The organism is Acidovorax sp. 69 (genome assembly GCF_002797445.1).
Classification (GTDB): domain Bacteria; phylum Pseudomonadota; class Gammaproteobacteria; order Burkholderiales; family Burkholderiaceae_C; genus Acidovorax.
Genome location: NZ_PGEP01000001.1, coordinates 3,770,042 through 3,789,630, shown reverse-complemented (window position 1 = coordinate 3,789,630; position 19,589 = coordinate 3,770,042). Strand labels below are relative to the sequence as shown.

Genomic DNA, 19,589 nt, shown 5'->3' with positions numbered 1-19,589 from the left:
CACCTGTGCTCCGGCACCCCCTGACTACTCCCTACCCATGATCAAGAAGTTCATCGACAAATTGCTGGGCAAATCGACGCCCGGAACCTCGGGCGGCAAACCGCACTTTGGCAAGCGCGAAGAGGTGCCCGCCTCGGTCCACGGCATCAACCCCGAGCTGGTGGACCGCCGCGCCGCCGAGGTGGTGGCCACGCTCAAGCAGGCCGGATTTGAAGCCTACATTGTGGGCGGCGCCGTGCGCGACCTCCTGCTGGGCCTTCGCCCCAAGGACTTTGATGTGGCCACCAACGCCACGCCCGAGCAGGTCAAGGGCCTGTTTCGCCGCGCCTTCATCATCGGCAAGCGCTTTCGCATCGTGCACGTGGTGCATGGCCGGGGGCGTGAGCACGAGGTGATCGAGGTCTCCACCTTCCGCGCCTACCTCGACAACGCCGCTGCCGGCCAGGTGGCAGGCAACGAAAAGACCAGCAAAGCCCAGCTGTCAGGCATGCAACACGCCGTGGACGCCAGTGGCCGCGTACTGCGCGACAACGTCTGGGGCCCGCAAGACGAAGACGCCACGCGCCGCGACTTCACCGTGAACGCCATGTACTACGACCCGGTCAGCCAGATCGTGGTGGACTATCACAAGGGTTTGCAGGACGCCAAAAAGAAAACGTTGCGCATGATTGGCGACCCGGCCACGCGCTACCGCGAAGACCCGGTGCGCATCATCCGCGCGGTGCGTTTTGCAGCCAAGCTCAGCCCCCTGGGGTTCAGCATTGAGGCCAAGTCCGCCGAGCCGCTGGTGCAGTCCCAGGCCCTGCTGGCCGAGGTGCCCCAAAGCCGCATGTTTGACGAAATGCTCAAGCTGCTGCAAACCGGTCACGCCATTGCCACCATCGAGCAGCTGCGCAAGCTGGGCATGTCCAAGGGCATTTACCCGTTGCTGGACGTGGCCGTGGAACGGGCCGACAGTGCCTTTGTCAAAGCCGCCCTGGTCGATACCGACCGCCGCGTGAACGAAGGCAAACCCGTGGCCCCCAGCTTCTTGCTGGCCTGCGTGTTGTGGGAAGACGTGCGAAACGGCTGGCAAGAACGCCTGAACCAGCGCCACCACCCGCTGCCTGCGCTGCAAGAAGCCATCGACGAGGTGTTCGACAAACGCATTGGTGACGTGTCGGGCCGCGGCAAGCTGGCTGCCGACATGCGCGAGATCTGGGTCATGCAGCCCCGCTTTGAAAAACGCGTGGGCAGCACGCCGTTTGGCATGGTGATACAGCCGCGTTTTCGCGCCGGTTTCGATTTCATGCGCCTGCGCGCCGATGTGGGCGAGGTCGAAGAGGCCTTGGCCGAATGGTGGCAGGACTTCCAGGCGGCTGACGACGAGCGCCGCGACGACCTGATGGACCAGGCCCGTGAAGAGCAGAAGGCGCGCCAGAAGGCCCAGCCGGTGGTCAAGCGCGTGCCGCGCAGCGCGCCCGCCGCGCCGCCGCGTGTGGCGGGCCCGGCCACGGAGTCTGGGCCCGCAGGTGGCGAGCCCGAGCTGGCCCCGGAAGGCGATGCCCCCAAGAAGCGCCGCCGCCGTCGCCGCAAGCCAGGCAGCGGTGAGGGCACCGGTCCCTCTGCAGCGGGCGAGTGAGTGGGCCCGGTGGACATGTTGCTTGGGGTGCCTGAAGGGCCCCCGGCGCTGTCGGGGGTGTTTGTGGGCCTGGGAGCCAATCTGGGTGACCGGGAGGCCACTTTGCGATCGGCCTTGCACGCCATTGGGCAATTGCCGGGCACCCGGGTGGAGCGGGTATCACCGCTCTATGGCAGTGCGCCGGTGGATGCGGGTGGGCCCGACTACCGCAATGCCGTGGCCGAGTTGGCCACAACCCTCACACCGCAGGCCCTGCTCCAGGCCTTGCAAATCATCGAACAATCCGCTGGCCGCGAGCGCCCTTACCGCAACGCGCCGCGCACGCTGGACCTGGACATCCTGTGGTTTGGCGACCAGGTGATCGACACCCCCGAGCTGGTCGTGCCCCACCCCCGCATGATGGAGCGTGCGTTTGTGCTGCGCCCTTTGGCTGATCTGGTGCCACAACGGGTGGATGCGTCAGCCTTGTCCAAGGTGGCAGACCAGTCCATAGAGCCACTGCAGGGCCCGGGCTGGGTGGCTGGGGTTTGAAGAATTTACTATCAAAAAAATAGCTGCTGGCGCTTTATTTATAAGCGCTAGCAGCCTTTTTTTCTTAAATCCAAGGCGGTGGTGTGGGCTCAGTCCACCTTCGCGCCGGAGGCTTTCACGACCTGCTGGTACTTGGCCCGCTCGGTCGCCATGAAGCTGTCGAACTGCTGTGGCGTGGTGGCCACGGGTTCGGCCAGCAGGGCGCCAAAGCGGGTCTTGGTCTCGGGCGCATTGAGGGCTGCCACAAAAGCCTTGTTCAGCTTGTCGATGATGGGCTTGGGGGTGGCCGCGGGGGCCACCAGGCCCCACCAGGTGTCGATGGAGAATCCCTTGAATGTGGTCGACAGCGGAGGCACGCCGGGCAGCGATGCAGACGCATCGAGCGATGTCACAGCCAGTGCCTTGAGCTTGCCCGCGCGGATGTTGGGCGCGGCGGCAGCGAGGTTGTCGATGTTGAAGTCCACCTCGCCTGCCAACAGGGCCAGCTGTGCGGGATTGGCACCCCGGTAGGGGATGTGCAATGCGTAGATGCCTGCGCGCTGCTTGAACATTTCGCCCGCCAGGTGGCCCGCGCTGCCGTTGCCGCCACTGCCGTAGTTGAGCTTGGCGGGGTTCGCCTTGGCGTAGGCAATCAGATCGGCCACGGTGTGGATCTTGAGTTGCTCGGCCTTGGCGGCGTTCATGACCAGCACGTTGGGCACGCGCACCATTTGCGTGATACCGGCGAAGTCCTTGCCAGCGTCATAGGGCATGCGGGTGTACAGCCAGGGGTTGACCGCGTGCGTGGCGGTGGCGGCGATGCCGATGGTCAGGCCATCCGGAGCGGCCTTGGCAATGGCATCTGCACCGATATTGCCGCCCGCACCGCCCTTGTTGTCGATGATCACCGTGCCCAGTGAATCGCGCACCCGTTCGGCCAGCGCGCGGGCCGTCACATCGATGGGGCCACCGGGGGCGTAGGGCACGATCAGGCGGATCGGCTGGCCCGCATCCTGAGCCCAAGTGGCAGATGGAGAGAGAACCACTGCGGCTGCAGCGGCGCTGGCGAGGAGGAGGTTTCTGCGGTTCATGGGGGCCATTGTGCAAAAAAATCGTATGAGGGCTTACGAAAACCCTGCAACGGAGTGTTCAAAGGGGGTGAGACGGGCTTCCAGAAAGGCCCAGATCCTCCACCAACATTCCCAGCTCGTGTGATGAACGGATGTCCAGTTTCAGGAAGATGGCGGACCGGTGGGTGTCCACTGTGCGGGGGTCGATGGGGCGTTCGGGGTCGCGCTGGGCCAGGGCGCGGGCGACCTCCTTGCTGCTGATACCGGTGGCCAGCAGTTGTGCCACCTCTTGCTGACGGGGGCTGAGCGCGTTCCAGCGCTCCAGCAGCAGGCCACGCCTCTGCATTTGGTGCGCTTGCTCTTGTGACAGGTGCGTGGCTTTCGAGACGGCGGCCAGCAAGGTCTGCTCGTCGCAGGGCTTTTCCAGCCAGTCGACTGCCCCTTGCTTGACGGCGGCCACGGCCGATGCCAGCTCGCCATGGGCCGACAGGAACACCGTTTTGAGGACGGTACCTTGCTGGCGCATGGCTTCGAACACCTGCAGGCCACTCATGCCGTCCATGCGCAGGTCCAGCAGTACGCAGCCGGGCTGTGCCAGGCTGGCCTGCGACAGGAATGTGGCCCCGCCGGTGAAGGTGTGGACGGTGTACCCGCGCGCGAGCAGCAGCGCGGCCAGCGACTGGCGCACGCCCTCGTCATCGTCCACGATGTGGACCAGCGTGTCGGCGGCGGGAGCCAGGTGTGCGTGGGTCATGGTGCGGTGGTTCACGGGTCGAGGGGCAGCCGGATCTCGAAGAGGGCACCGCCGCCGTCGCGGTGGCGTGCCTGCAGCTCCCCGCCCATGCTCTCGACGATGGAGCGGCAGATGTTCAGGCCCAGACCCAGCCCGTCCGAGCGGGTGGTGAAAAAAGGCTCGAACAGGCGCTCGGCGATCTCAGGGGGCAGCCCCGGGCCTCGGTCGAGCACTTGCACCAGGGCGTGTCCACCATCGGCCACGATGCGCAATCGCAGTTCGTGCCCACCGGGCGGAGGCGTGTGGGTTTGCATGGCCTGCAGGGCATTGAGGCCGAGGTTGATCACCACCTGCTCCAGCAGCACGCGGTCTGCGCTGACGCGCAGGGGGGCGGGGGGCAGGTCGATGCGCACGGGAATTCCATGGCGGCGGGCCTCGGCGCGCAGCAGCAGGCCCAGGGACTGCTCGACGATGGCCTGCAGGTCGCAGGGCTCGCGGGTTTCGGGGTGCTGGCGCACCCAGCGCCGGATGCGGCCCACGATGTCCGACGCCCGCAGTGCCTGCGTGGACAGTGCCGCCAGGCTGTCGTTGAGTGCTTCTGTCTTGCCTTGTGCGGCCAGAACGCGCGCTGCCGCTGCGTAGTTGACCAGGGCGGCCAGGGGCTGGTTGAGTTCGTGCGCCAGGGTGGATGCCATCTCGCCCACGGTAACGACGCGCTGCACGCGTTGCAGCTGTGTTTCGCGTTGTTGCTGCTGTTCTTCGGCACGTTTTTGCGCCGTGATATCCACCACCGAACTCATCCAGCCGATGTGCTGGCCGTTGCCGTCGATGAGGTGTGCCGTGTAGAACATGGTGTACACGTCCGAGCCGTTGCGGTGACGCAGGCGGTTTTCCTTGCCCTGGGGCGTGGCTTTGCCAGCCAGGATGGTGTCACTGTCGTTCCAGTGCCGGTCGAGGTCATCCGGGTGCCAGTAGGGGTAGGGCGGCAACTGGCCGATGAGTTCATCGGCGCTGTAGCCCACCATGTCGCACATGGCGGCGTTCACATAGACGATGTGGCCTTCCAGGTCGCGGGCGCGCATGCCCACCAGCAGCGAGTCCTCCATCGACTGGCGGAAGGCCTGGGCCTGTTGCAGTGCGTGGGTGCGCTCCTGTACGCGCTGTTCCAGCCCGATGCGGGCCTGGCGGTTTTCTGCCAGGCGGCGCTCGCGCAGCTGCCAGTAGAGCGCCCCCAGCACCAGCAGGCCCGACGCCAGTGTGGCCAGCGCCCAGGCCTGCTGGCGTGCCACGGTGATCACGCGGCGGTCTGCCGTGACGGTGAGCGTCCAGCCCAGGTCGGGCAGCGGCTCCTCGAACGCAAGGTACTGCTTGCCGTTGCCCGCAAGGCGCAGTTCGGCACCGGGCTGGTCGTCCAGCAGGCGCAACGCCCAAGGTACGGGGCGCGGCGTCCAGCCGGTGCCGTACTGTTCGTTGTGCTGGAGTTGCTGCACATCGGCGTCAGGTACAGGCCGGCTGGTGCGGTAAAGCCACGCAGGTACCGAGCCCAGGAACACGATGCCGCGCTCGTCTGCCACAAACACCGGGTCGCGCAACTGCTCCCAGGGGTTGGCAATGGGTTCCATGCGCACCTTGACAGCCACCACGCCAATCACTCTGCCGTTTTCCCGCACCGGCGCGGACACGAACAAGCCGGGCTCGCCCGTGGTCTTGCCTACGCCATAGAAGCGTCCGGTCCCGCCGTCCAGAGCGTCCCTGAAGTAGGGTCGGTTCTGGTAGTTCTGGTTCACAAAGCTGTTGGGGGTGTCCCAGTTGCTCGATGCGAGCGTGAGGCCCTGCAGGTCCATCACATAGAGCATGTCGGAGCCTGCGTGATGGTTCACGGTCTGCAGGTAGGCATTGGCGGCATCGCGAACACCCTGTGCCTCCGGGTGGTGCAGCAGTTGACTCACCAGTGGGTGCTGGGCCGCTGTAAAGGGCAGGTAGTTGTAGCGGGTGGCGACCCCCCGCAGGGCCAGTGCCTGCACTTCGCCTGAGCGGCGCAGGTTGTCCCACTGCGTGTCGCGCTCGCTCTGGGCGGCCCATTCGCCCGCACCCAGCACCAGCAGCACGGCCAGGCACAACATGGCGGCGATGAACCCCGCGCCCCAGCGCAGCCGGGGCGTGGGGCGCGTTGCCCCTGCCTCGGTGGAGCCGGCGGGCGCGGCGCGCTCGGTCACGCTCATGCGCCGTGTTTGTCGGCCTCGGAGGTGAATGAGTCGGCGAAGAATTCTTCGGCGGGCAGGCCGCGCTGGGCGCTGTAGGCATCCCGGGCGGAGTCGACCACGATAGGGGCGCCGCAGGCGTAGACCTGGTGGCCCGAGAGGTCGGCGAAGTCATCCAGCACCGCCTGGTGCACGAAGCCGGTGCGGCCTGTCCAGGCGTCTTCGGGCTGCGCATCGGACACCACGGGCACGTAGTGGAGGTGAGGCATGTCGGCGGTGCGGGCCAGAACCCAGTCGTGCATGTACAGGTCACCCGGGCGGCGGCCGCCCCAATACAGCGTGACCGGGCGGGTGATGCCCTTGAATTGCAGGTGCTCGATAAGGGCCTTGATGGGTGCAAAGCCCGTGCCTGAGGCCAGCAGAATGATGGGTTTGTCCGAGTCCTCGCGCAGGAAGAAGCTGCCGAACGGGCCTTCGACGCGCAGGATTTCCTTCTCCTTCATCGCACCGAACACATGGTCGGTGAACTTGCCGCCCGCCATGTGGCGGATGTGCAGCTCGACGCCAGGCGTCTCGGTCTGCGTGTGGGGGGCGTTGGCCATCGAGTAGGCGCGGCGTGCGCCGTCGCGCAGGATGAATTCGATGTACTGGCCTGCGTGGTAGCGGAAGGTGTCTGCGGCGGGCAACTGCAGGCGCACCTGCATCACGTCATGCGACTTTTTTTCCAGCGTGGCGACGCGCACGGGCATCTTCTTGACGGGGTAGGCGCTCTCGTCGGTGACCTGGCGGGACTCCAGCACCACATCCGACAAGGGGTGGGCACAGCAGGTCAGCACAAGGCCTGCAGCCTCTTCCTCCGCGGAAAGGGCCTTGGCCTGGTGTTCGCCGTGTTGCACGGAGCCGCTGAGCTTCTTGCACTTGCAGGAACCGCAGGCACCGTCCTTGCAGCCATAGGGCAGGCCAACGCCACTTCGGATGGCCGCAGCCAGGATGGCCTCGCCCGCGTTGGCACTGAAAGCGCGGCCGCTCGGCTGCACGGTGATCTGGAACGCTGCGGTGGTGGCAGCCTCGGCGCTGGTCATGTTGTGGGTATCCTTGGAATCGTCTCAAGCTAAGCAAACGGACCCGATTTTGCCTTCAAACCAAAACCCCCTTGGCGCCTTGCCGGCGCGCTTCCGCCGCGAACGCCTGCTGATCGTCGGGTGTGGTGATGTAGGTCAACGGGTGCTGCGCAACCTCCAGACAGGCCCGGGGGCTGGGCGCATGCAGGTGCTGGCGCTGACCTCCAGCGCGGGTCGGGTGGCGGGGCTGCGGGCCCAGGGTGCCAAGCCTCTGCTGGGCAATCTGGATGACATGGGCACCTTGCGGCGGCTGTCCGGTGTAGCCACCCGTGTGCTGCACCTCGCGCCCCCTCCGGGTGAAGGGGCCGGTGGCGATGCGTGGTGGCGCGACCCCCGCACCGTGGGATTGGCCCGTGCACTGAGGCTGCGCAGCTTGCCGGTGTCGCTGGTTTATGCATCCACCACGGGGGTGTATGGCGACTGCCGCGGCGCCCTGGTGCCTGAGACGCGGGCTGTGGCGCCCGCCACACCCAGGGCGCAACGCCGGGTCAACGCGGAGCGGGCCGTGCGACACCTGGGCCGCACCGGGGTGCGTGCCAACGTGTTGCGTATCCCGGGGATCTATGCCCCCGACCGAGAGGGCGGTACGCCCGAGGCGCGCTTGCGACGGGGAACCCCGGTGTTGGTGCCCGAGGACGATGTGTTCACCAACCACATCCATGCCGATGACCTGGCGCGGGCCTGTATGGCAGCCTTGTGGAAGGGGCGGCCCCAGCGCGCCTACAACCTGTGTGATTCGACGCACATGAAGATGGGCGATTACTTTGATTTGGCCGCCGACTTGTACGGCCTGCCGCGCCCGCCGCGTGTGCCGCGCAGCGCCGCGCAGGAGCAGCTGTCGCTGATGCTGCTGAGTTTCATGAGCGAATCGCGTAGGCTGGACAACCAGCGCATGGTGCGGGAGCTGGGCGTGCGGTTGCTGTACCCCAGCGTGGCTGAGGGCCTGCGGGCCTAGGGCTCGAAGGTCAGCGCTTCAAAAACCGGTGCCATTTTCTCAGCGAGGGGTACTGTTTCCCTGGCTGTCGTAGCAGCGGAATACGTTGCACTGCGTGAATTTTTTGGGTGCCGGTGTTGGTGTGGGGGCCGGTACAGGGTGGGGACGCACCGGATAGTACGGAGGCGCCACCACCACCGGTGCAGGGGCGCTGGGTCTGGCCGCACGGGCCTTTTCCACCTCGGTATACCCATCTGGCCCCAGGCAATCCAGGTCGACCTGCCGTTGGGCAGCTTCTGCACGCAAATTTTGCTCGTAAGTGGCTCCGCTGGAACCACTCAGCACGACATCCAGGTTGCGGCGCGAACGCGCGCATTCAGGTGAGCGGGCGTAGTCTTGTGACTTGGTCGGCCGCAGGCGGTCACGTTGTGCATTGCGCTGGGCCTCAGTCTCTGCAGCCGTGTTTTCGGCCTGCAGGCGCTGCTGCTTGCGCGCCAGCGCCTCTGCCGCCTGCTCGCGTTCCTGCTGGATCGCTTCAGGCGTTTTGCGGGGCTCCACCTCTTTTGCCGCAGCGCCCCCTGTGCATTTGCCGTCCGTGTAGGTCACTTTGCCGGTGCTGACGTCGGTGCAGCGCACCACTTGTGCCTGAGCCCCCGCGCTGATCGAGGCCATACACAGGGCTGCGAGGAGATGGTGGGCTCGGGTCATCATGGTCGGTGCCGTTTGGGTTCAGCGAAAGGGCGGGCCACTATGTCGTTGTGCGGTTCAGGGCTTTTCCTGGCTGTTCGATTGCTGGCGCGAGCGCCAGTCTTGGGGGTGGGGCGTGTAGCTGTCGGGAGCGAGGCGCCCGGAGTTGTGGTCGCGGTTGCGCCGGTCTTCGGCGGCGCGGCGATCACGCTCGGCTTGGTCGCGGCGGGCCTGGTCACGCTCGCGGGCACGGCGGTCGGCCTCGCGGGCCTGCTGGTCTCTTTGATCTCGCTCGCGCGCTGCGCGGTCCTTGTCGGCTCGGTCCCGGTCCCGCTCGCGTTCACGCCAATCGTTGCGGTCACGGTTGTTGTCCCAGCGGTCATCACGCCGGTCGCGCCCACCGTAGTAAACCGCCGGCGGAGGCGGGGCGGAATAGATCACCCCTGGCGCGCGGTACACGGGCGGCGCTTGGTACACCGGCGGCGGAGCGTTGTAGATGTAACCAGGTTGCTCATACACCGGGTAGCGCTGTGGTTCGTAGTACGGGTCGCCTGGTACGGTGGCGCAGCCCGTCACGAGGACCCCCAGGACCGAAGCAGCAATGATGCGGGCGAATGTGTATGTCATGGTGTTCAGACTCCGGCCGGGTGGGTGCGTTCTGCCCTGCCCGTAAAGCCCACGAAAAGCACCCCGGTGGGGTGTTACAAATTTCGCGGGTTGGCATTTGCCGTGCCAAACACTTTAGCGTTTGGCGCCACCGTTTGGTTGACTCCATCGTGCCGCCCCAGCCGAACATGGCTTCTGCCGTTGGGTGGCGGGGCTCCTTGAAGCCCCGCTGCGGCACCAAAATTGATAGCACCCAGTGCTTGATACTCAAGCACAAGACGCCAAAATCATCAAATGTTGCGCCCGTCAGGCACCCGCGCCGAGGTCACTTGGGCAATACGCGACGAATTGTTTCTGCCAAGTCTTCGGCCACAAACTTGGCCACATAGCCGTCGGCGCCCACGCTGCGCACATGGTCTTCGTTGGCCGAGCCCGACAGCGATGAGTGGATGACCACCGGCAGGCCATGAAAGCGCGCGTCCTGTTTGATGTTGCGGGTCAAGGTGAATCCGTCCATTTCGGGCATTTCCAGATCGGTCAACACCATGGCCACGCGGTCGAGAACGGTCTTGCCTTCGGCTTCAGCGCTCTTGGCAATGGCGTTCAGGCGGTCCCATGCCTCTTTGCCGGACTTGACCATTTCATAGGGGGCCGCCAGTACCTTGAGTTCCTGCTCGATGAGCGAGCGCGCCACAAACGAATCATCTGCGGCCAGGATGATGCAACCGGGTTTGAGCTTGAGCTTGGCTCCGACCTTCTCCTCCGTGACTTCGTGGCCGTCAGAGGGGGACACCATCTGGAGGATGGCTTCCACATCCAGCACCTGGGCCAGGCGGGATTCGTCGGTATTGCCGTCCAGCCGGGCAATGCTGGTGACCAGTTTCCCGGCTGCGCCGCTGGTTTCAGCGGAAAGCACCTGTTTCCAGTCCAGCCGGACGATGTCTTCCACCGATTCGACAGCAAACGCCTGGGTGGTGCGTGCGTACTCGGTCACCAGCATGATGTTCAGACCTGTTTGTGGCTTGCAGCCTACGATGGAGGGCAAGTCCAGCACGGGAATGACCTGTCCGCGCAGGTTGACCACCCCGAGTGAATGTGCCGTAGTGCCTGCGATCGGTGTGATGCTGGGCATGGCCACGATTTCTCGGATCTTGAACACGTTGATGCCGAACAGCTCGGATTTTCCCAGCGCACTGTCCGTGCCCAAGCGAAACAACAGCAGTTCGAACTTGTTGGTGCTGGTGAGGTTGGTCCGTTCGTCGATGTCCTGCTGCACTGCTTTCATGATGAGTCCTTCGCGCTGATACGCGCGTTTACAAATTCTAGGAGTAGAACGCTGGGGCTGTTCGTAAATATTTACGCCGCTTGCCGATGATCACTGCGAAGTGCCGCGCTCCACTAGGGTTTGCATAGCCTTCCAGGGAGCACATCGTTGCTTTTCGGGGCACTTTGCCTGCGCTTGCATCCCTGTGGAGAGACCACCGCACAGCGTTCTTGTCAGCCAAAGGCGCCCGGCCAATAATGCGTCGTGTTTGATGAATTTATCACATTTATCAAAAATAACAAAATATCGTGCCGCAATCGCTCAAGGAGCCCCCGTGCTGATCGCGAGAAAAGTACGCGCTGCGGATCGGCAAGGACTGCAAGGCGTAAAACACGGCAGTGGCCGATGCTGGCTGGGAATGGCTTGGCCAGGCCCACTGCGATCCACTGTGCGAGTGTTCGGGCGGCGCTGCTTTCTGACATGGCGAGCGCCTTGAGGCGGGACGCGGCAGGCCGCCCTGCGCGATACCGCCGAGCGGGCGTGGTGCAACGGGAGCCGCGACTTCAGGGATCGTTCTGTGCCAGCACAACGATGGAATTCATGGCCGTACAGATAAAAAAGTCGATGGATCGCAGGCACGCGAGCAGGCCGGGTCAATCAGAAATACCCGGCACCTGCCGCAGATAGCTGTGCAGCGCAGCGATGGCCTGCCTCACCTTGGCGGGCTGGGCATCGCGCTGCGGCGTGACGGCCCAGATGTCGAGCGTGCCGAACGACCACTCGGGCAGAAGGCGCACCAGCCGCCCGGCCTGCAGGGCCTCATGCGCATCCATGCTGCCCACCAACGCCAGGCCCAGCCCGGCCTCGCACATCTGCTGGATCGACAACTGGTTGTTGCTGGCGATGCGGGGCTCCACGCGCAGGGCCCGGGGCTCCCCCGACGGGCTGTGCAGGTCGATCAGCAGGCCACCGCCTTCCCTGGCAAAGCCCAGCCAGCTGTGGGTGAGCAGAGCGTCCGGGTCGCGTGGAGTGCCGTGCGCTGCCACCCAGCCAGGCGATGCCGCCAGAACCCACTGCATGCCACACAGCCGCCGTGCCGCCCAGGTTGAGTCCTGCAGGCGCCCAAAGCGCACGGCCAGGTCGATGCGGGCATTGATGAGGTCGATGGGCGTGTCATCCACCAGCAACCGCAGGCGCAGTGCCGGGTGGGCGGCCAGCAGTGCGCCCAGCGCAGGCGCAATGTGGCGTGCAAAGCCCACGGTGGCCGACAGCCGAAGCTCGCCGCTGGGCGCGTCGCGCGATGCGGCCAGCTCGGCACGCGCCTGTTCGGCCGCCGCCCACATGGCCGCGCAGCGCGCGTGGTAGCGCTGGCCGGCCTCGGTCAGCGCCAGCTTGCGGGTAGACCGGTGCAGCAGCGTGACGCCGCCATCACTTTCGAGCTTGCGCACCTGCTGGCTCACGGCCGAGGTGCTCATGCCCAGGGCCCGTGCAGCGCCGCTCATCGAGCCGTGTTGCACCACGGCGGCAAACACCGCCATGCGTTTGAGGTCTTCCATTCGCAACCCTGGGTTTGGCTTGATTGTGAAGCTGAGCTTCAAATAGAAGGCATTTTTAGCCCTCTACCGCCCATTTTGACAAGCCTCTATTCTCACTGCATCGACCACATGGTCATTCAACGAGAAGGAAAAGATATGAATATCGCCCTGATTGGCGCCACCGGTTTTGTCGGCTCGGCCGTGCTGGAAGAACTGCTGCGCCGCAATCACAGCGTCACCGTTCTGGCCCGCAATCCCGCCAAGCTGACAGCTCGAAAAGGCCTTACCGTGGTGGCCGCCGATGCCCAGGATGCCGCCCAGGTTGCCAAGGCTGTGGTGGGCCACGATGCGGTGGTGAGCGCCTACAACCCCGGCTGGACCGTGCCCGACATCCATGACCAGTTTCTCATCGGTACCCGCGCGATCTATGCAGGGGTCAAGCAAGCTGCCGTCAAGCGCCTGCTGGTGGTCGGTGGTGCGGGTAGCCTGTTTGTGGCACCCGGTGTGCAATTGGTGGACACCCCCCACTTCCCCGCCGAATACAAGGCAGGCGCCCTGGCCGCGCGCGAAGCGCTCAACCTGATCCGCGCCGAGACCACGCTGGACTGGACCTTTCTGTCGCCCCCCATCCTGCTGGCCCCCGGCGAGCGCACCGGCCAGTACCGCCTGGGCACCGACGCCCCGCTGATGAACGGCGAAGCCCCTGGTGGTATCAGCGTGGCCGACATGGCCGTGGCCATCGTGGACGAGCTGGAGAACCCGCGCCACGTGCAGCAGCGGTTCACGGTAGCAAGCTGAGGGCCGCGCACCACGTCGAAACCCGGTGCCGCATCGAGCCCCCGGTGGCGGGGGCTAATGCAGCGATGCAAGTGCGGGACGGCACAAAACGAGCCGCCTGCCTGCACTGCTGAGGTTCTCTGCCGCTTCAGCCGTCGATCAGGCTGGGGTCCCAGGCAAACACCGTTTGTTTTTGGTCGCCCAACTTCTCGATGCCCAGCGTGATGACATCCCCGGGCTTCAAAAACTGCGGCGCGGGCTTTTTGCCCATGCCCACGCCGGGTGGCGTGCCGGTGGTGATCAGGTCGCCCGGTTCCAGCGTCATGAAGCGGCTCAGGTAGCTGACCAGTTGCGCCACCGTGAAGATCATGGTGCGGGTGCTGCCGGTTTGCTGGCGCTCGCCGTTCACGTCCAGCCACATCGACAGGTTTTGCGGATCACCCACTTCGTCGGCACTGACCAGCCAGGGGCCGATGGGCCCGAAGGTGTCGCAGCCCTTGCCCTTGTCCCAAGTGCCGCCGCGCTCCAACTGGTATTCGCGCTCGGAAATGTCGTTGATCGTGCAGTAGCCCGCTACATGGCTCAGTGCGTCCGCTTCGCTCACATAGCGTGCCCGGGTGCCGATGACCACGCCCAGCTCTACTTCCCAGTCGCTCTTGACCGAGCCCTGCGGCAGCACCACCGGGTGGTTGCAGCCGACAGCGCAGTCCACGGTTTTGGTGAAGATGATGGGTTCCTGGGGGATGGGCATACCCGCTTCGGCTGCATGGTCTGCGTAGTTCAGGCCAATGGCGATGAATTTGCGCATACCGGTCCAGGGCACTGCCAGGCGGCCTTGGGGCACCACGGGCAGTGTGGACGCGTCGACGCTCGCCAGTGCGGCCATGCCCGCTGGCGAGAGCGTGCCGGGTCCGATGTCGGGCAAGACCTGGCTGAGGTCTCGCACCGTACCGTCGGTGTGTTGCAGGGCGGGTTTTTCCTGGCCCTTGGGGCCGTGGCGCAAAAGTCGCATGTCAGTGGTTCCTTGTGGACTAGTTAGACCAACCGCCGTCGATTATCTGGGCGGTCCCTGTGGTGAAAGCGGATTCATCGCTGGCCAGGTACACGGCCAACGCGGCAATTTCTTCGGCACGCCCCAGCCGCCCCATGGGCTGGCGCTCTACAAAAGTGGATTCCACCTGGGCCAGGGTCTGCCCTGTCGCCTGGGCCTGTGCGTTGATGCGTTCTTGCAGCGATGGCGACAGCACCGTACCGGGACAAATGGCGTTGCAGCGAATGCCCTTGGCCACAAAGTCGGCGGCCACGGATTTGGTCAAGCCCACGATGGCCGCCTTGGTGGTGCCGTACACAAACCGGTTGGGCGCTCCTTTGATACTGCCCGCGACCGACGCTACGTTGATGATGGAGCCGCCACCTTGGGCCAGCATGCCGGGCAGGAAGGCCTTGATGGTGCGAAATTGCGAGCGCACGTTCAGCTCGAACGCAAAAGCCCATTCGTCTTCGGTGCAGTCGAGCACGCTGCCCGCGTGTACGAATCCGGCGCCGTTGAAGAGCACGTGGACTGGGCCTGCCGCCTTGGCTGCCTCTGCGATGGCCAGCGGGTCGGTGACATCCAAGGTATGTACGGTGCAGCCAATGTCGTCCTTGAGCTTGGCGAGCGCCTGGGCATTGATGTCGGTGGCGATCACGTGGGCGCCCTGGGCTGCAAAAGCGAGGGCCGTGGCGCGGCCGATGCCCTGGCCCGCAGCGGTGACAAAAGCCGTTTTGTTCGCAAGTCGAAGTGTGGTCATGGTGTGGTGGTGCCAAAAAGTACGGTGGAAGGCTGAATCACAAAACCTTGCCGGGGTTGAGCAGCGCCTTGGGGTCCAAGGCGTTCTTGATGATCCGCATCAGCGCAATTTCTTCGGCCGATCGGGCGTGGCCCAGCCACTCGTGCTTGAGGGTGCCGATGCCATGTTCTGCCGACACCGTGCCACCGTACTCGCGCACCAGGCCATACACGATGTGGTTGACCTGTTCCTTGGGCTGCGGGTCCGTGCCGGGCTGGTACACGATGATGTGCAGGTTGCCGTCGCCGATGTGGCCATAGAACAGCGAGTGCGCCCCCGGAAACTGCGCCTGAAGGGCCTGCCTGCAGCGGTTGGCATATTCGTCCATGCGGGCCACCGGCAGCCCGATATCAAAGGCCAGGTGGTGCGGCCAGACGGGGTGCAGTTCTCCACTGGCATCGCGGATGCTCCAAAACGCCTTGCCATCCGCCAGCGACTGCGCCAGTGCAGCGTTGGGGACCGTGCCCGAGTCCATCAAACCCTCCAGCCAGGCCTCAAAGCGCGGTGCATCCCGAATCGGGTCGGTGCCCAGTGCTTCTACCAGGACGTAGGCGCCGTAGGCGGTGTCATCGCCATCGAACGGGTTGCGCACGCCGGGTGCATGGCGCATGGCAAATTGCCAGTAGTCAGGCCACATGACCTCAAAGGCCGATAGCAGTGGCCCCAGGTTCTGGCGGGCGGAGTTCAGCAGCGCCAGCACATCGGCATAGTCGCGCAGCGCGCAGACGGCCACCATGGTCGAGGCAGGCTGTGGAAACAGTTTGAGCACTACGCGGGTAATGATGCCCAGCGTGCCTTCGCTGCCAATGAACAGGTGCTTGAGGTCAAACCCCGCGTTGTTTTTGATCATCTTGTTGAGGCTGGTCACCACGGTGCCATCGGGCAACACCACTTCAATGCCCAGCACCATCTCGCGGGCCATGCCGTAGCGGATCACGCGGTTGCCGCCCGCATTGGTGGCCAGGTTGCCGCCAATGGCACACGAGCCGCGTGCCCCCAGGTCCAGCGGGCAGAAAAAGCCCGCTGCGGTGGCCGCCAGCTGGACTGTCTCCAGCGGCGTCCCTGCCAGCACCGTCATGGTGGCAGCGGCGGTGTCCACTTCTTCGATGCCAGTCAAGCGCTCCAGGGACAAGGCCACCTGGTCTTGTGCGGCTCTTGCGCCGCCGCACAGGCCCGTGAGCCCGCCCTGGGGCACTACGGCCACACCATGGGCCTGGCAGATGCGCATGGCCGTGGCCACACCGTTTGTGTCCGCGGGCCGCACCACGACCAGCGGAATGCTGGGGGGCAGTCCGCTGTAGTCGTTGTGATTGCGGGCCGGCATGTCGGCGCCAAAGAGCACCGCCGAGGGGTCCAGTGCGGCAATCAGTGCATCCACCACAGGGTGCTGTGCGCGAGGGTGGGGCAGGGTGTTCGATTCCATGGGGTCTCCGAAGGGGCTGAGAGCAAGGCTCCAGGGGTGTCTTGTGTGGGCGTGTGCGGGGTCTAGCCCGTGAACCAGCGCATGGGCACCAGCACGATGGAGGGGAACAGCACCATCAGGAACATCACGATGAACTGGGCGGTCATGAACGGGATCACGCCCCGGGTCACCTCGTCCATGCGCATTTTTCCCACCCCGGCCACCACGTTGAGCACCGTGCCCACGGGCGGCGTGATCAGGCCGATGGCGTTGTTGATGATGAACAGCACCCCGAAGTACACCGGGTCGATGCCTGCGGCCTTGACCACCGGCATCAGCACGGGCGTCATGATGAGAATGGTGGGCGTCATGTCCATGGCCGTGCCCACGGCCATCACCAGCAGCATGATGGCGATCATGAGCAGCGTGGGGTGGTCCATGAAGGGGCGCAGCAGCTCGATCAGCTGCCGGGGGATGTCGGCCACCGTGATCAGCCAGGCACTCACCATGGCCGCTGCCACCAGGAACATGATCACGGCGGTGGTTTTGGCGGCGCTCACAAACACAGCGGTGAGCTGGCTCCAGTGCAGTTCACGGTAGACCAGCGTGGCGACCAGCAGGGCATACACCGCTGCAACCGCCGCCGCCTCGGTGGGGGTGAAAACGCCCATCTTCAGGCCCACGATCACGATCACCGGCAAGAACAAGGCCCACGTCGATTCCTTGAGCGCCTGCAACTTCTCTGCGCCAGATGTTTTGGGGGGCGGCTGGATGTTCTCGCGCTGCGACACCCAGTACCACGCCACGGCGATGGACAGGCCCATCAGCAGCCCGGGCACGATGCCTGCCAGAAACAGCTTGCTGATCGACACATTGGCGGCCACGCCAAACACCACAAACCCGATGGATGGCGGGATCACGGGGGCGATGATGCCGGCCGACGCAATCAGTCCCCCTGCGCGGGCCTTGTCGTGGCCAGCCTTCACCATCATGGGCAGCAACAGCGCCGCCAGCGCCGCCGTGTCGGCCACGGCAGAGCCCGACAGCGCGGCCAGCATGCAGGCCGCCAGAATGGCCACAAAACCCAGCCCGCCGCGTTTGTGCCCCACCAGCGTCAGCGCCAGCTTCACGATGCGCTGCGACAGCCCCCCCACATTCATGATCTCGCCCGCCAGCATGAAAAACGGCACCGCCAGCAGCGGGAACGAGTCCGCACCGTTGATCACGTTCTGTGCCAGGATTTGCGCGTCAAACAGGTCCAGGTGCCACATCAGCGCTGTGCCGGACACCAGCAGGGCATAGGCAATGGGCACGCCAATGGCCATGGCCGCCAGCAGGGAGCCAAGGAAGATGAAAACAGTCATGGGAATTTGCTCCTGGGCCGGTTTATTTGTGCGAAGCGCCCGTGCGATCGAGGTGCAGCTCCTCGACCGACGCCAGGTCTTCCGATTCGGTGACCTGCACCAGTTCGTTGTCCGCCACCTGGCCTGACAGCAGGCGCCAGAGGTCCAGCAACAGCAGCAGGCCTGACGCCACGGCAAACACCACACCCGACGCGTAGAAGATCGCCATCGACGCGCCGGTCACGGGAGCCTCCACATCCAGGTTGATGCGCGCCTGGGCCAAGGCACCGCTGAACAGCAGCCAGGTGCAAAACAGCATCAGCCCGTAGCTGGCCACCAGACAAATGCGCTGGCCGATGGGCGGCAGTTTGGTGAGCAGGATGTCTGTGCCCAGGTGGCCGTGGTCCCTGACCGCCACGATGGCCCCCAGAAATGTGATCCACACAAACAGCCAGCGCGACAGCTCTTCGCTCACCGAAATGCCGGAGTTGAAGGCGTAGCGCAGCACCACGTTGCCAAACACCAGCAGCACCATCACGGCCAGGGCCAGCGCGATGAGCAGGTTGATCCCCCGGCAAAACCGGTCTATGAGTTCGTTCAGCATGGTTGTGTCTCCAGGATGGCTTGGGCCATTCAATTTTTGGGGCTGGCTTTGCGGGTTAAAGCACTGTGTCGCGCAGCAGGCCGCGCTGGGCCAGATTGCCAATGAAGGCGCGCAAGCCAAAGTGCCAGGGCGCCGCGGTTTCGCTGTGCGTGACGCGGTTGTGCAGGCCACCCAGCCAGGCGCTCTGGATGGTGACCAGGTCGCCCAGTTTGTGGGTGAAGCCGCTGCCAGGCTGGTCGCGGTCTTCAATGGGGGCGAACAGCGTGCCCAGAAACAGCATGAACCCGTCGGGGTACTGGTGGGCTGCCATCGTTTGTGCCACCAGGTCGGCCGGGTCGCGGCTGATGCTGGCCATGGTGTTGATGCCGCGCAGCTCAAAGCCGTCGGTCCCCACCACGCGCAAATGCACCGTTTCATTGCGCACCTGTTCCATGCCAAAGCCAGCATCGTCAAACAGGCGGATGAAGGGCCCCAGCGCGCACGATGCGTTGTTGTCCTTGGCCTTGCCCAGCAGCAGCGCGCTGCGGCCCTCGATGTCGCGCAGGTTCACATCGTTGCCCAGCGTGGCGCCCACGATGTCGCCACGGCTGTTCACGGCCAGCACCACTTCGGGCTCTGGGTTGTTCCAGGCGGAATCCGATCGGATACCAATGTCATCGCCACAACCGACCGAGGCCAGCACCGGCGCTTTGGTGAACACCTCGGCGTCCGGGCCAATGCCTACCTCCAGGTACTGCGACCACAGCCCTTTTTCCTGCAGCAAAGCCTTGAGTTCCATGGCCTCGGGCGAGCCGGGGCGGATGTCTGCCAGGTTCTCGCCAATCAGCCCGATCACCTGGCTGCGCAGGGCTTGCGCGCGGCTGGCGTCGCCCCGGGCTTGTTCTTCGATCACGCGTTCGATCAGGCTGGCGGCAAATGTGACACCGGCCGCTTTCACCACTTGCAGATCGCAGGGCGCCAGCAACCAGGGCAGCGAGGGGTTGCGTTTGCCCGGCAGGCTGTTGTGGATCAGCTCTTCCACACTGCAGATGCGCAGCCCTGGTGCGCCTTGTACAGTGCGTGCGGGCTGCGCGGTGTCGAGCAGCGTGCTCATGGTGGGGTAGTGCGCGCTCAGGTCAAACACGCCTTCTGGGCGCAAGGCCACCACGGCCGGGCCGGGGGTGGCGCCATGGGCCCAGACGCGGCCCACCAGTGTGCCTTGCAGGCCGTCGTTCGGCAAAACCTGGGCGTGCGCATCCGCACCGGCCGCGCGGGCCGTTGTCATGTCGTTCATTCGAGGTCCTTTACGGGTTCAATCTGCATCCCCTGTGGCACCAGCCCGCCAAGGGGCACGCTGCACCACCACAGTCCAG

At 65.0% G+C, this 19,589-nt stretch carries 18 protein-coding genes; 4 read left to right on the top strand and 14 right to left on the bottom strand.

Annotated elements, in window-relative coordinates; genetic code table 11:
- Positions 1–37 precede the first annotated feature (37 nt).
- Both pcnB and folK read left to right on the top strand, forming a co-directional pair.
- Positions 38–1,621: a polynucleotide adenylyltransferase PcnB gene (pcnB, locus tag CLU85_RS17390; protein ID WP_100411364.1), complete on the top strand. Its 1,584-nt coding sequence runs from the start codon at positions 38–40 to the stop codon at positions 1,619–1,621.
- A gap of 15 nt (positions 1,622–1,636) precedes the next feature.
- The gene (gene folK / locus CLU85_RS17385) at positions 1,637–2,152 is read left to right on the top strand and encodes a 2-amino-4-hydroxy-6-hydroxymethyldihydropteridine diphosphokinase (protein WP_100412615.1); all 516 of its coding nucleotides are present in this window, start codon (positions 1,637–1,639) and stop codon (positions 2,150–2,152) included.
- Between the two features lie 89 nt (positions 2,153–2,241).
- Here the strand turns inward: folK and CLU85_RS17380 are convergent, their stop codons facing one another.
- From CLU85_RS17380 to CLU85_RS17365, 4 genes are read right to left on the bottom strand one after another with little or no spacing between them, the layout of a single operon-like run.
- Positions 2,242–3,222, bottom strand: a complete 981-nt coding sequence (locus CLU85_RS17380) for a tripartite tricarboxylate transporter substrate binding protein (protein ID WP_100411363.1) — start codon at positions 3,220–3,222, stop codon at positions 2,242–2,244.
- 58 nt (positions 3,223–3,280) lie between these two features.
- The gene (locus CLU85_RS17375) at positions 3,281–3,955 is read right to left on the bottom strand and encodes a response regulator transcription factor (RefSeq protein WP_100412614.1); all 675 of its coding nucleotides are present in this window, start codon (positions 3,953–3,955) and stop codon (positions 3,281–3,283) included.
- Positions 3,956–3,966: 11 nt separating this feature from the next.
- Complete coding sequence (locus tag CLU85_RS17370; protein ID WP_100411362.1) at positions 3,967–6,156, bottom strand: ATP-binding protein; 2,190 nt, start codon at positions 6,154–6,156, stop codon at positions 3,967–3,969.
- Complete coding sequence (locus tag CLU85_RS17365) at positions 6,153–7,217, bottom strand: CDP-6-deoxy-delta-3,4-glucoseen reductase (protein WP_100411361.1); 1,065 nt, start codon at positions 7,215–7,217, stop codon at positions 6,153–6,155. Before CLU85_RS17365 ends, CLU85_RS17370 begins: the two co-directional genes overlap by 4 nt.
- Before the next feature lie 49 nt (positions 7,218–7,266).
- On the opposite strand from CLU85_RS17365, the gene CLU85_RS17360 reads away from it, so the two are divergent.
- Entirely contained in the window at positions 7,267–8,211 is a 945-nt protein-coding gene (locus CLU85_RS17360) for an SDR family oxidoreductase (protein WP_100412613.1), read from the top strand.
- Between the two features lie 39 nt (positions 8,212–8,250).
- Here CLU85_RS17360 and CLU85_RS17355 read toward each other — a convergent pair whose 3' ends face one another.
- The 4 genes from CLU85_RS17355 to CLU85_RS17340 all read right to left on the bottom strand — a co-directional run bounded on the left by CLU85_RS17355 (position 8,251) and on the right by CLU85_RS17340 (position 12,303).
- The gene (locus CLU85_RS17355; RefSeq protein ID WP_100411360.1) at positions 8,251–8,901 is read right to left on the bottom strand and encodes a DUF4124 domain-containing protein; all 651 of its coding nucleotides are present in this window, start codon (positions 8,899–8,901) and stop codon (positions 8,251–8,253) included.
- A 54-nt stretch (positions 8,902–8,955) separates the two neighbouring features.
- Positions 8,956–9,504, bottom strand: coding sequence for a hypothetical protein (locus tag CLU85_RS17350; RefSeq protein WP_100411359.1), 549 nt, complete (start codon positions 9,502–9,504; stop codon positions 8,956–8,958).
- A gap of 304 nt (positions 9,505–9,808) precedes the next feature.
- On the bottom strand, positions 9,809–10,768 hold the full coding sequence (locus tag CLU85_RS17345; protein WP_100411358.1) for a chemotaxis protein: 960 nt from the start codon (positions 10,766–10,768) through the stop codon (positions 9,809–9,811).
- A gap of 632 nt (positions 10,769–11,400) precedes the next feature.
- Positions 11,401–12,303: a LysR family transcriptional regulator gene (locus tag CLU85_RS17340; RefSeq protein WP_100411357.1), complete on the bottom strand. Its 903-nt coding sequence runs from the start codon at positions 12,301–12,303 to the stop codon at positions 11,401–11,403.
- Between the two features lie 135 nt (positions 12,304–12,438).
- Here CLU85_RS17340 and CLU85_RS17335 point away from each other — a divergent pair, with 135 nt between their 5' ends.
- Entirely contained in the window at positions 12,439–13,080 is a 642-nt protein-coding gene (locus CLU85_RS17335) for an NAD(P)-dependent oxidoreductase (RefSeq protein WP_100411356.1), read from the top strand.
- Between the two features lie 127 nt (positions 13,081–13,207).
- On the opposite strand, the gene CLU85_RS17330 is transcribed toward CLU85_RS17335, so the two are convergent.
- From CLU85_RS17330 to CLU85_RS17305, 6 genes are all read right to left on the bottom strand, one after another.
- A complete protein-coding gene (locus CLU85_RS17330; protein WP_100411355.1) occupies positions 13,208–14,071 on the bottom strand; it encodes a fumarylacetoacetate hydrolase family protein in 864 nt (287 codons plus the stop codon).
- A 19-nt stretch (positions 14,072–14,090) separates the two neighbouring features.
- Complete coding sequence (locus tag CLU85_RS17325; protein WP_100411354.1) at positions 14,091–14,849, bottom strand: SDR family oxidoreductase; 759 nt, start codon at positions 14,847–14,849, stop codon at positions 14,091–14,093.
- A 37-nt stretch (positions 14,850–14,886) separates the two neighbouring features.
- Positions 14,887–16,311 (bottom strand): FAD-binding oxidoreductase, encoded by a 1,425-nt coding sequence (locus CLU85_RS17320; protein WP_100411353.1) that lies wholly within the window; start codon positions 16,309–16,311, stop codon positions 14,887–14,889.
- Positions 16,312–16,373: 62 nt separating this feature from the next.
- Positions 16,374–17,654, bottom strand: a complete 1,281-nt coding sequence (locus CLU85_RS17315; RefSeq protein ID WP_100411352.1) for a TRAP transporter large permease subunit — start codon at positions 17,652–17,654, stop codon at positions 16,374–16,376.
- A 22-nt stretch (positions 17,655–17,676) separates the two neighbouring features.
- Entirely contained in the window at positions 17,677–18,237 is a 561-nt protein-coding gene (locus CLU85_RS17310) for a TRAP transporter small permease (protein WP_100411351.1), read from the bottom strand.
- A gap of 55 nt (positions 18,238–18,292) precedes the next feature.
- On the bottom strand, positions 18,293–19,510 hold the full coding sequence (locus CLU85_RS17305) for a fumarylacetoacetate hydrolase family protein (RefSeq protein WP_100411350.1): 1,218 nt from the start codon (positions 19,508–19,510) through the stop codon (positions 18,293–18,295).
- Positions 19,511–19,589 lie beyond the last annotated feature (79 nt).

Excerpts from the sequence above, each read along its gene's own strand:
- pcnB (WP_100411364.1), top strand. The coding sequence starts at position 38 with ATGATCAAGAAGTTCATCGACAAATTGCTGGGCAAATCGACGCCCGGA.
- folK (WP_100412615.1), top strand. The coding sequence starts at position 1,637 with ATGTTGCTTGGGGTGCCTGAAGGGCCCCCGGCGCTGTCGGGGGTGTTT.
- CLU85_RS17380 (WP_100411363.1), bottom strand. The coding sequence starts at position 3,222 with ATGAACCGCAGAAACCTCCTCCTCGCCAGCGCCGCTGCAGCCGCAGTG.
- CLU85_RS17375 (WP_100412614.1), bottom strand. The coding sequence starts at position 3,955 with ATGACCCACGCACACCTGGCTCCCGCCGCCGACACGCTGGTCCACATC.
- CLU85_RS17370 (WP_100411362.1), bottom strand. The coding sequence starts at position 6,156 with ATGAGCGTGACCGAGCGCGCCGCGCCCGCCGGCTCCACCGAGGCAGGG.
- CLU85_RS17365 (WP_100411361.1), bottom strand. The coding sequence starts at position 7,217 with ATGACCAGCGCCGAGGCTGCCACCACCGCAGCGTTCCAGATCACCGTG.
- CLU85_RS17355 (WP_100411360.1), bottom strand. The coding sequence starts at position 8,901 with ATGATGACCCGAGCCCACCATCTCCTCGCAGCCCTGTGTATGGCCTCG.
- CLU85_RS17350 (WP_100411359.1), bottom strand. The coding sequence starts at position 9,504 with ATGACATACACATTCGCCCGCATCATTGCTGCTTCGGTCCTGGGGGTC.
- CLU85_RS17345 (WP_100411358.1), bottom strand. The coding sequence starts at position 10,768 with ATGAAAGCAGTGCAGCAGGACATCGACGAACGGACCAACCTCACCAGC.
- CLU85_RS17340 (WP_100411357.1), bottom strand. The coding sequence starts at position 12,303 with ATGGAAGACCTCAAACGCATGGCGGTGTTTGCCGCCGTGGTGCAACAC.
- CLU85_RS17335 (WP_100411356.1), top strand. The coding sequence starts at position 12,439 with ATGAATATCGCCCTGATTGGCGCCACCGGTTTTGTCGGCTCGGCCGTG.
- CLU85_RS17330 (WP_100411355.1), bottom strand. The coding sequence starts at position 14,071 with ATGCGACTTTTGCGCCACGGCCCCAAGGGCCAGGAAAAACCCGCCCTG.
- CLU85_RS17325 (WP_100411354.1), bottom strand. The coding sequence starts at position 14,849 with ATGACCACACTTCGACTTGCGAACAAAACGGCTTTTGTCACCGCTGCG.
- CLU85_RS17320 (WP_100411353.1), bottom strand. The coding sequence starts at position 16,311 with ATGGAATCGAACACCCTGCCCCACCCTCGCGCACAGCACCCTGTGGTG.
- CLU85_RS17315 (WP_100411352.1), bottom strand. The coding sequence starts at position 17,654 with ATGACTGTTTTCATCTTCCTTGGCTCCCTGCTGGCGGCCATGGCCATT.
- CLU85_RS17310 (WP_100411351.1), bottom strand. The coding sequence starts at position 18,237 with ATGCTGAACGAACTCATAGACCGGTTTTGCCGGGGGATCAACCTGCTC.
- CLU85_RS17305 (WP_100411350.1), bottom strand. The coding sequence starts at position 19,510 with ATGAACGACATGACAACGGCCCGCGCGGCCGGTGCGGATGCGCACGCC.